Origin of the sequence: Pantoea sp. CTOTU50773 (assembly GCF_032082325.1) — a bacterium.
Classification (GTDB): domain Bacteria; phylum Pseudomonadota; class Gammaproteobacteria; order Enterobacterales; family Enterobacteriaceae; genus Pantoea; species Pantoea communis.
In genome coordinates this window covers 1-10681 of record NZ_DAMDQC010000147.1, presented here as the reverse complement: position 1 = coordinate 10681, position 10681 = coordinate 1, and the positions used below count along the sequence as shown (strand labels likewise).

The following is a 10681-nucleotide window of genomic DNA, read 5'->3' as shown; positions in this document are numbered from 1 at the left end:
GATTGTTGTTGTCGAAAACGGTAATGGCACGGACAATATCGGAATGACGACGATGCAGCAGGCTGACCAGCTCGCGAATCGCATCACGATTGTGCCAGCTCATGCCGTATTCGCTGGAGACTGCCAGCGGTTCGATAATGTTCGATCCGGCATCGCGCACCTGATGTTGTAATTCGTTATAACGGTGCACCACGAAGAAGGTACTGAGCAGCAGACCAATCATTAACGTTGGCGCCAGTATCAAAATCATCATTCGCGCCCGCAGGCTATATTTGGTCATAATTGTGGCCTGGCAACTCCTGGCATTGATATCCCTGTGCACAATCCGCTTGCGATGGCACACCCCATTAATTTAGAGAATTCACAACACTATGGCGCAATTTTACTCCGCAAAACAGCGTGTGGCGACAAAGCAGCGTATTACCGTCACTATCGAAGACCTTGACCCCTTTGGACAAGGTGTTGCGCGCCATAATGGCAAAGCGATGTTTGTCAGCGGCGCACTGCCGGGTGAACAGGCCGAAGTTATGGTCGTGGAAGATAAACGTCAGTTCTCGCGGGCCAAAGCCAAAAAGATTATGCAGCCAAGCGCACAGCGGGAAAAACCGCGCTGTGTGCACTTTGGCGTGTGTGGTGGCTGCCAGCAACAGCATGCCGCGATCGCGTTACAGGAGGACAGTAAAGCACGTGCGCTGAGCCGAATGTTGAGCCGGGATGCGCCTTTGCCGGTGCAGGTGAATGAGATCATCAGCGGCAACACTTGGGGCTATCGCCGTCGCGCCCGTCTGGGACTGCAATGGCAGCCTAAACAGCAGCGTTTACAAATGGGGTTCCGCCAGGCGGCCAGCAACGATTTGGTTGAGTTAACTCAATGCCCCATTTTGGTGCCCGAGCTTGAAGCGTTACTGCAGCCGTTGCACCAGTGTCTTAGCAGCTTACAGGCCGCACGGCGACTGGGGCATGTCGAGTTAGTGCTGGCAGATAATGGCCCGGTGATGGTGCTGCGTCATCTTGATGCATTGTCCGCAGGCGATCATGTAAAACTGGAACGCTTTTCGCATGAGCATCAGCTGATGTTGTATCTGGCGGACGGCAGCGAGCATTTGCAGCCGCTGGGGGATTACGCACCTTTCTACCAATCGTTTGATTTGAAACTGACTTTCAGCCCGCAGGATTTCATCCAGGTGAATGATGGCGTGAATCAGCAGATGGTGACAAAAGCCATTGAATGGCTCGATTTACAGCCCGAAGATCGGGTGCTGGATCTGTTTTGCGGTATGGGTAATTTCACTTTGCCTGTAGGAAAGTTCGTACAAAATGCTGTGGGTGTGGAGGGTGTTGCAGCATTAGTCCACCAGGCAGCGTATAATGCTGAGCTGAATAATCTTAAAAATGTCCGCTTTTTCCAGCACAACCTGGAGGAAGACGTTGCCCACCAGCCTTGGGCAGCGCAGGGATTTAACAAGGTGTTACTGGATCCAGCACGTGCTGGGGCCGCGGGTGTGATGTCGCATATCGTTAAACTTGCGCCGCAACGCGTGGTCTATGTTTCCTGTAACCCAACAACACTTGCGCGCGACAGTCAGGCATTACTGTCGGCGGGCTACCATTTGGAAAGGGTCGCGATGCTGGATATGTTCCCACATACCAGTCATCTCGAGTCCATGGTGCTGTTTAGCAAAGCATAAGCGGCGTTTTCGTCGTTATGGCAGGAGAGGATATGGTTGCGGTTAGAAGTGCGCATTTAAATACGGAAGGGGAGTTTGCCCTTGACCAGTGGATCGCCAGTTTAAATATCAATAATCCGCAATCCTGTCAGCGATTGGCGGACACCTGGCGCTACTGTGAAACCGAAACGCACAACCATCCAGATCAGGCTCTGCTGCTGTGGCGCGGTATTGAGATGGTGGAAATACTCACCATGCTCAGTATGGACAACGATAGCCTGCGCGCGGCCTTACTGTTCCCGCTGGCCAACGCGGATGTGGTCAGTGAAGAAGAGCTGGAAAAGTCGTTCGGCAAAGGCATTGTCTCGCTGGTACATGGTGTGCGCGATATGGACGCGATCCGCCAGCTGAAAGCCATCCACAATGATTCTATGGCCTCCGAGCAGGTGGATAACGTGCGCCGCATGCTGCTGGCGATGGTGGAAGATTTCCGCTGCGTGGTTATCAAGCTGGCAGAGCGTATTGCCCACCTGCGTGAAATGAAGGATGCACCAGAAGACGAACGTGTTCTCGCCGCCAAAGAGAGCACCAACATCTATGCGCCGTTAGCCAATCGTCTGGGTATCGGTCAGCTCAAATGGGAGCTGGAAGATTACTGCTTCCGCTATCTGCACCCCGATGAGTACAAACGCATCGCCAAACTGCTGCATGAACGACGTATTGACCGCGAAGGTTACATTGATAATTTCGTGAGTAACTTACGTGCAGAGATGCAGAAGGAGGGCGTGCGTGCTGAAGTCTATGGCCGCCCGAAACATATCTACAGCATCTGGCGCAAGATGCAGAAAAAGTCGCTGGCGTTTGATGAGTTGTTCGATGTGCGCGCGGTGCGCATCGTGGCAGAACGTTTGCAGGATTGCTACGGCGCGTTAGGCACCGTGCACACACTGTATCGCCATCTTCCCAGCGAGTTCGACGACTACGTTGCCAATCCAAAACCCAACGGTTATCAATCCATTCACACGGTGGTGCTCGGTCCGCAGGGCAAGACGGTAGAGATCCAGATTCGTACTCGCCAGATGCATGAAGATGCGGAGTTGGGCGTGGCCGCGCACTGGAAGTACAAAGAAGGCCCGACTTCCAGTAACGCGCGCGGTGCGGCAGGGCACGAGGAACGCATTGCGTGGCTGCGTAAGCTGATTACCTGGCAGGAAGAGATGGCGGATTCCGGCGAGATGCTGGAAGAGGTGCGCAGTCAGGTATTTGACGATCGGGTGTACGTGTTTACCCCGAAAGGCGACGTGGTCGATCTGCCATCTGGCTCAACACCGCTGGACTTCGCTTATCACATTCACAGTGATATCGGACATCGCTGCATTGGTGCCAAAATCAGCGGTCGCATTGTGCCGTTCACCTATCAATTGCAGATGGGCGATCAGATTGAGGTGATTACCCAGAAGCAGCCGAACCCGAGCCGCGACTGGCTGAACCCGAACCTTGGCTATATCACCACCAGCCGTGGCCGTTCAAAAATTCACGCCTGGTTCCGCAAACAAGATCGCGACAAGAACATTCTGGCTGGCCGCCAGATTCTTGAAAGCGAGTTGAGCCAGCTGGATATCAGTTTCCGCGATGCAGAAAAAATTCTGCTGCCGCGTTATAACGTCAGCTCGCAGGATGAGCTGTTGGCGATGATTGGCGGCGGCGATATTCGCCTCAATCAGATGGTCAACTTCCTGCAGGCCAAACTCAATAAGCCGAGTGCGGAAGAGGAAGATCGTGAAGCGCTGCGCCAGCTGACGCAAAAATCACATCAGCCTTCATCTGCGCGCAGAGAAAGTGGACGCGTGGTGGTGGAAGGCGTGGGCAATCTGCTGCACCACATTGCGCGCTGCTGCCAGCCGATCCCGGGTGACGATATCGTGGGCTTTATCACCCAGGGGCGCGGTATTTCCATTCACCGAGCCGACTGTGACCAGTTAAGCGAACTGATCTCCCATGCGCCGGAACGTATTGTCGATGCGGTGTGGGGCGAAGATTATTCGAGCGGCTATTCGCTGGTGGTACGCGTCACCGCCAACGATCGCAGCGGGTTACTGCGCGATATCACTACCATTCTGGCGAATGAGAAGGTTAACGTGCTGGGCGTTTCCAGCCGCAGCGACACCAAAAAGCAGTTGGCAACCATTGATATGGATATCGAAATCTACAACCAGCAGGTGCTGGGTCGCGTGCTGGCGCGTCTTAATCAGGTGCCGGATATCATCGACGCACGCCGTCTGAACTGATGTGGCCAGGCCGCCATGAAAGGGCAGCCTGGCATTTACTGTACGCCCGAAATGGCACGTCCAGGTTGCTCTGCGCGTCGACCAGATTTCGGTGTGCCTCAGGGTCGCCATTTTGGCGACCTTTTCCATTTTAACCCCTAAGGATTTCCCCATGACAGCCCTGAATCGTCTGCTCACCATCATGCAAACCTTGCGCGACCCGAAACGTGGCTGCCCGTGGGATCGTCAGCAGACCTTCGCCTCCATCGCCCCTTACACGCTGGAAGAGACCTACGAAGTGATCGACGCGATTCAGCGCGAGGACTTTGATGACCTGCGCGGTGAACTCGGCGATCTGCTGTTTCAGGTGGTGTTTTACGCGCAAATGGCCGATGAGCAACAGCGTTTCAACTTCGATGACATCTGCAATGCGATTAGCGACAAGCTGGAGCGCCGTCATCCGCACATCTTTGGTGATGTGCAGGCCGACACCACGCAGGAAGTACTGAAAAACTGGGAAGCGATCAAACACAGCGAGCGCGCAGAGAAGTCACAGCATTCGGTGCTGGATGACATTCCTAAAGCCTTGCCTGCACTGATGCGTGCTTACAAAATCCAGAAGCGCTGTAGCACGGTGGGATTCGACTGGAACAACCTGGGGCCAGTGCTGGATAAAGTGCACGAAGAGATCGATGAAGTGATGCACGAAGCGCAGCAGGCGGTGGTCGACAATGACAAGCTGGAAGAGGAGATTGGCGATTTGCTGTTTGCCACCGTCAACCTTTCGCGCCATCTGGGCAGCAAAGCCGAAATCGCCTTACAAAAAGCCAATGATAAATTTGAGCGTCGCTTCCGTCAGGTTGAATCCATCATCAGCGTGCAGGGACTGGCGATGCAGGATGCGACCCTGGATCAAATGGAAGCCGCCTGGCAGCAGGTGAAATGCAGTGAGAACAAAGACTAAGCGGTTATTCTTCAAATTGTCGATTATTCCTGCATTGCGCATAAATTGTCCGCTTGAGCTTACTCGATTCAGCCAAGCGGCAACTTTGTGACGCACGTCAACATTTCACCCTCGTCTATTCGCTATGTTATCGGCTGCAATGCGGGGGGGTGATGTGATTCATCAATTGTGGCTGAGGACGACTTCGGGTATACTATTTTCCCGTCTTGGTTATTCCACCGTCTTTAAACCTAAACTCTCAGGTTCAGCATGACAACGAACTATATTTTTGTGACCGGCGGGGTCGTATCCTCTCTGGGTAAAGGCATTGCCGCAGCCTCCCTCGCAGCCATCCTTGAAGCACGTGGTCTGAATGTGACCATCATGAAACTCGATCCGTACATTAACGTCGATCCGGGTACCATGAGCCCAACGCAGCACGGTGAAGTGTTTGTTACCGGTGATGGGGCCGAAACCGATCTGGACTTGGGTCACTACGAGCGCTTCATCCGTACCAAAATGTCGCGCCGCAACAACTTTACGACCGGTCGTATCTACTCAGAAGTGCTGCGCAAAGAACGTCGCGGTGACTATCTGGGTGCCACGATTCAGGTTATCCCACACATCACCAACGCCATTAAAGAACGTATTATCGAAGGCGGCGAAGGTCATGATGTCGTACTGGTGGAAATCGGCGGTACCGTAGGTGATATTGAATCCCTGCCGTTCCTCGAAGCGATTCGCCAGATGGCGGTTGAAGTGGGCCGCGAGCACACCATGTATATGCACCTGACGCTGGTTCCGTATATGGCGGCGGCGGGTGAAGTGAAAACCAAACCGACTCAGCACTCCGTTAAAGAGCTGCTTTCCATTGGTATTCAGCCAGATATTCTGATTTGCCGTTCCGATCGCGCAGTCCCTGCTAATGAACGCGCCAAAATTGCTTTATTCTGTAACGTTCCAGAAAAAGCGGTTATTTCTCTGAAAGACGTCGATTCCATTTATAAAATTCCGGGCCTGTTGAAATCACAGGGTCTGGACGATTATATTTGTAAACGATTCAGCTTGAACTGTCCGGAAGCTAACCTGTCAGAATGGGAACAGGTTATTTATGAAGAAGCGAACCCGGCAGGCGAAGTGACTATCGGTATGGTCGGCAAGTACATTGAACTGCCGGACGCCTATAAGTCAGTTATCGAAGCGCTGAAACACGGTGGCCTGAAGAACCGCGTAACCGTCAACATCAAGCTGATTGATTCACAGGATGTTGAAACCCGCGGTGTCGAAATTCTGAAAGATCTGGATGCTATTCTGATCCCTGGCGGCTTCGGCTACCGTGGCGTTGAAGGCAAGATCGCTACCGCACGCTATGCGCGTGAAAACAATATTCCTTACCTCGGCATTTGCCTGGGTATGCAGGTTGCGCTGATTGAATTTGCTCGCAACGTGGTGGGTATGGAAAACGCGAACTCTACGGAATTTGTGCCAGACTGTAAGTACCCTGTTGTGGCGCTTATCACCGAATGGCGCGACGAAGAAGGTAACGTTGAAGTCCGTACCGAGAAGAGCGATCTGGGTGGCACGATGCGTCTGGGTTCTCAGGCCTGTCAGCTTTCCGACGATAGCCTGGTACGTCAGATGTACGGTGCGCCGACAATTACTGAGCGCCACCGTCACCGTTATGAAGTCAACAACCTGCTGTTGAAACAAATTGAAGCTGCGGGTCTGCGTATTGCGGGCCGCTCCGGGGATGATCAGTTGGTCGAGATCATCGAAGTGCCGAACCACCCATGGTTCGTCGCATGTCAGTTCCACCCGGAATTTACTTCTACGCCGCGTGATGGCCATCCGCTGTTTGCTGGCTTTGTGAAAGCCGCTAATGAGTTCCAGAAGCGTCAGGCGAAGTAAGAAAAGTTAGAACGGCAACGCGTACCAAAGGTACGCGTTGTTTGTCTGGAGTTTTAGTTTAACTTGTACTGAGGAAAATCTAATGTCCAAAATCGTTAAAGTCATCGGTCGTGAAATCATCGACTCCCGTGGTAACCCGACTGTTGAAGCCGAAGTACACCTGGAAGGTGGTTTCGTCGGTATGGCAGCTGCGCCGTCAGGTGCTTCTACTGGTTCCCGCGAAGCGCTGGAACTGCGCGATGGCGACAAATCCCGCTTCATGGGCAAAGGCGTAACCAAAGCTGTTGGCGCGGTAAACGGCCCGATTGCTCAAGCTCTGCTGGGTAAAGACGCTAAAGACCAGGCTAACCTCGACAAAATCATGATCGAGCTGGACGGTACCGAAAACAAATCCAACTTCGGCGCTAACGCGATTCTGGCTGTTTCTCTGGCTGCTGCTAAAGCTGCTGCTGCCGCTAAAGGCATGCCGCTGTATGAGCACATCGCTGAACTGAACGGCACCCCAGGCAAATTCTCTATGCCACTGCCGATGATGAACATCATCAACGGTGGTGAGCACGCGGATAACAACGTTGATATCCAGGAATTCATGATCCAGCCTGTTGGCGCGAAAAACGTGAAAGAAGCCATTCGTATGGGTTCTGAAGTTTTCCACAACCTGGCAAAAGTGCTGAAAGCCAAAGGCATGAGCACTGCGGTCGGTGACGAAGGTGGCTATGCGCCAAACCTGGGTTCTAACGCCGAAGCGCTGGCTGTTATCGCTGAAGCGGTGAAAGCAGCAGGCTACGAGCTGGGCAAAGACATCACCCTGGCGATGGACTGTGCAGCGTCTGAATTCTACAAAGACGGCAAATATGTGCTGGCTGGCGAAGGCAACAAAGCTTTCACCTCTGAAGAGTTCACGCACTTCCTGGAAGATCTGACCAAGCAGTACCCAATCGTCTCTATCGAAGACGGTCTGGACGAGTCTGACTGGGCGGGCTTCGCTTACCAGACCAAAGTGCTGGGCGACAAAATTCAGCTGGTAGGTGACGACCTGTTCGTGACCAACACCAAGATCCTGAAAGAAGGTATCGATAAAGGTATCGCTAACTCCATCCTGATCAAATTCAACCAGATCGGTTCTCTGACCGAAACTCTGGCTGCAATCAAGATGGCAAAAGATGCAGGTTACACCGCGGTGATTTCACACCGTTCAGGTGAAACTGAAGATGCGACCATCGCTGACCTGGCGGTCGGTACTGCTGCTGGCCAGATCAAAACCGGTTCTATGAGCCGTTCTGACCGTGTTGCTAAGTACAACCAGCTGATTCGTATCGAAGAAGCGCTGGGCGACAAAGCTCCGTTCAACGGTCTGAAAGAAGTTAAAGGCCAGTAAGGCTCTGTTGATGTGTCCCGATGGGCCGCATCATCGCTGATAAAGCCCCGCCTCGTGCGGGGCTTTTGTTTTTTTGGCACGAAGCAGCTGTGAACCGATGGTGAAAATCTGCCATAATCTGCTCCTCGAATTTAAGACGTGAGTAAAAAATGTTCTACCCGATTAACGAAATGTTCCAGACCCTGCAGGGCGAAGGATTTTACACCGGTGTTCCGGCGCTGTTCATCCGCTTACAAGGATGTCCGGTGGGCTGTAGCTGGTGTGATACCAAGCATACGTGGGAAAAACTGGCCGATCGGGAGACCTCGCTGGGCGACATTCTGGTGAAAACCGTGGAGAGTGACGCCTGGGGCAGTGCCGATGCAGCAATGCTGATCGAGACCATTCAACGTCAGGGCTGGACCGCGCGCCATGTGGTGATCACCGGCGGTGAACCGGCTATTTTTGATTTGCGCCCGTTGACCGAGGCGTTGGAAGCGGCCGGATTTGAGTGCCAGATTGAGACCAGCGGTACACATGAAGTGCACTGTTCTGACAGCACCTGGGTGACGGTTTCACCGAAGGTCAATATGCGCGGCGGTTACGATGTGCTGCCGCAGGCGTTGCAGCGTGCGGATGAGATTAAACATCCGGTGGCGCGTGAGCGTGATGTCGAAGCGTTAGATGTGCTGCTGGCGGGTCTGCATGATGATGATAAGAAGCGCATTGTGGCGCTGCAACCGATCAGTCGTGGCGATGCCGCCACCAAACTGTGCATTGAGACCTGCATTGCGCGTAACTGGCGCCTTTCGATGCAGACACATAAGTATCTGAATATCGCCTGATTCATCAGGTGTGCATCCCTGCGGCACCTGACTCAAACCTGTTTGAAGGGTCGCCATTGATGGCGACCCTGTTCATTACCGCACCGGCTAAACGATATGGATAGCGACTTTTTCCATTACCCCGCCGACGCATGCTTAGGTTTTATTGCTTTGCTTTATACGCGTCGAAGGCCTGTTTGATCTCAGCCTTAGCTTTCGCCGCATCTTCAAAACCATTCAGCTCAACTTTCTTACGGCCATCTGGCAACTGCTTATACACGCGGAAGAAGGCTTCCAGACGTTCCTGCTCCATTTTCGGCAGGTCTTTCATCTCTTTGATGTCGTCATAGGTTGGGTCGATTTTGCTGGTTGGTACCGCAACAATCTTGTCGTCCACTTCGCCACCATCAATCATTTTCAGCACGCCAATCGGGCGCAGTTTGATCAGTGTGCCCGGTTGCAGTGGCGCGCGGGTGTAGAAGATCACATCCAGCGGATCGCCATCACCGCCCAGTGACTGGGTCAGTGAGCCGTAGTTTGCCGGATAGGCAACCGGCATCGACTGGAAACGGTCAGCCACGATAAAACCGGTTTTCGCGTCGGTTTCATATTTAATCATCCCGCCCGCCGGAATTTCAGTCACGGCATAGAACTCATCCGGTACTTTTTCAGGCTGCGGAAAATCGAGGACGTTTTGCGCCTGAACGGCGGCAGAGGCGGAAACCAGCAAAGCAATAACAGAAAGGCGTTTAACGAAGTTCATTGTTGATTCTCTTGATCTTTAATGAAGGAGACAACAACGTAGAGGGGGCGGATGACAAGGAGATGAAGTGAACGTAAAGAAGCGTATAGCTGAAAGTCAGGCTGCACAGCGGCAGCCCGTCAACAGTGATTAACCTTTATAAGTACAACCTGCGGTACAGGTTTCCTTGATCATCACTGCACTCAGTTCTGGCAGGATCGGTTTCATCTGATCCCAAATCCATTTTGCCAGCACTTCGCTGGTTGGATTTTCCAGGCCTGGAATATCATTCAGATAGTGATGATCGAGACGATCATAAATCGGCATAAACGCCGCCTTCAGTTCGGCAAAATCCATGACCCAACCGGTATGCGCATCCACTTCACCGGTAATTTCTAATCGCACCAGGAACGAATGGCCATGCAGACGACCACATTTATGCCCTTCAGGCACATGCGGCAGACGGTGGGCAGATTCGAACTGGAACTCTTTAAACAGCGTGGTAGACATAATGGCTCTCAGACTTAAAAACCGCCGAATTCTACCTGAATCACAGATTTTTCGCACCCGCTTACGATGAAAAGGGCATTTTGCGCACGCCTATACCGCAATATGTTGATTAACGTATTGAATAAAGGCGACTTTATTTACCACTTTTGCTGATTAACATTACCCGAAAAACCACTTAGTCATTTTGGTTATTAATTATGTCGAAGGCGTATTTAATCGTTAATATACAGCCCGGTAACCTACCCTCTCTTCCGCCATTTATCGGTCCGGACTTCAGACACTGGAATTTTTAACGCGATGACGACTCAGGCACCAGGTTCAATGCTCCCGCTTAATCCGGAGCAACTCGCGCGCTTACAGGCAGCGACCACGGATTTCAACACCACGCAGATGGCCTGGCATTCCGGCTACTTCTGGGGCATGGTCAATCAGACGCCGGGCGCCGTTGCCGCACCTGCACCGG

Annotated in this window: 8 protein-coding genes and 1 pseudogene; 6 read left to right on the top strand and 3 right to left on the bottom strand. The window is 52.7% G+C overall.

The window, feature by feature from the left end:
• Positions 1-280 (bottom strand): annotated as a pseudogene (locus tag RT340_RS18535) (two-component sensor histidine kinase BarA); the annotation flags it as partial.
• A gap of 91 nt (positions 281-371) precedes the next feature.
• Between RT340_RS18535 and rlmD the strand changes: the two are divergent.
• The 6 genes from rlmD to queE all read left to right on the top strand — a co-directional run bounded on the left by rlmD (position 372) and on the right by queE (position 8987).
• On the top strand, positions 372-1688 hold the full coding sequence (gene rlmD / locus RT340_RS18530; protein WP_211729266.1) for a 23S rRNA (uracil(1939)-C(5))-methyltransferase RlmD: 1317 nt from the start codon (positions 372-374) through the stop codon (positions 1686-1688).
• A 32-nt stretch (positions 1689-1720) separates the two neighbouring features.
• Entirely contained in the window at positions 1721-3955 is a 2235-nt protein-coding gene (gene relA / locus RT340_RS18525; RefSeq protein ID WP_034823050.1) for a GTP diphosphokinase, read from the top strand.
• Positions 3956-4106: 151 nt separating this feature from the next.
• Positions 4107-4898 carry a nucleoside triphosphate pyrophosphohydrolase gene (gene mazG, locus RT340_RS18520; protein WP_160833107.1) on the top strand — a complete coding sequence of 264 codons (792 nt, stop codon included), beginning with the start codon at positions 4107-4109 and terminating at the stop codon, positions 4896-4898.
• Between the two features lie 249 nt (positions 4899-5147).
• On the top strand, positions 5148-6785 hold the full coding sequence (gene pyrG / locus RT340_RS18515; RefSeq protein WP_313377461.1) for a glutamine hydrolyzing CTP synthase: 1638 nt from the start codon (positions 5148-5150) through the stop codon (positions 6783-6785).
• A gap of 82 nt (positions 6786-6867) precedes the next feature.
• A complete protein-coding gene (eno, locus tag RT340_RS18510; protein ID WP_313377460.1) occupies positions 6868-8163 on the top strand; it encodes a phosphopyruvate hydratase in 1296 nt (431 codons plus the stop codon).
• A 149-nt stretch (positions 8164-8312) separates the two neighbouring features.
• Positions 8313-8987: a 7-carboxy-7-deazaguanine synthase QueE gene (queE, locus tag RT340_RS18505; protein WP_097117966.1), complete on the top strand. Its 675-nt coding sequence runs from the start codon at positions 8313-8315 to the stop codon at positions 8985-8987.
• Positions 8988-9129: 142 nt separating this feature from the next.
• On the opposite strand, the gene RT340_RS18500 is transcribed toward queE, so the two are convergent.
• Positions 9130-9729, bottom strand: coding sequence for an inorganic diphosphatase (locus RT340_RS18500; RefSeq protein ID WP_097117965.1), 600 nt, complete (start codon positions 9727-9729; stop codon positions 9130-9132).
• Positions 9730-9858: 129 nt separating this feature from the next.
• Entirely contained in the window at positions 9859-10221 is a 363-nt protein-coding gene (gene queD / locus RT340_RS18495) for a 6-carboxytetrahydropterin synthase QueD (protein ID WP_176505758.1), read from the bottom strand.
• Between the last annotated feature and the right edge of the window lie 460 nt (positions 10222-10681).

What these genes read in the sequence shown, in the direction of transcription:
- rlmD (WP_211729266.1), top strand. Translation starts at nt 372, where the DNA reads ATGGCGCAATTTTACTCCGCAAAACAGCGTGTGGCGACAAAGCAGCGT.
- relA (WP_034823050.1), top strand. Translation starts at nt 1,721, where the DNA reads ATGGTTGCGGTTAGAAGTGCGCATTTAAATACGGAAGGGGAGTTTGCC.
- mazG (WP_160833107.1), top strand. Translation starts at nt 4,107, where the DNA reads ATGACAGCCCTGAATCGTCTGCTCACCATCATGCAAACCTTGCGCGAC.
- pyrG (WP_313377461.1), top strand. Translation starts at nt 5,148, where the DNA reads ATGACAACGAACTATATTTTTGTGACCGGCGGGGTCGTATCCTCTCTG.
- eno (WP_313377460.1), top strand. Translation starts at nt 6,868, where the DNA reads ATGTCCAAAATCGTTAAAGTCATCGGTCGTGAAATCATCGACTCCCGT.
- queE (WP_097117966.1), top strand. Translation starts at nt 8,313, where the DNA reads ATGTTCTACCCGATTAACGAAATGTTCCAGACCCTGCAGGGCGAAGGA.
- RT340_RS18500 (WP_097117965.1), bottom strand. Translation starts at nt 9,729, where the DNA reads ATGAACTTCGTTAAACGCCTTTCTGTTATTGCTTTGCTGGTTTCCGCC.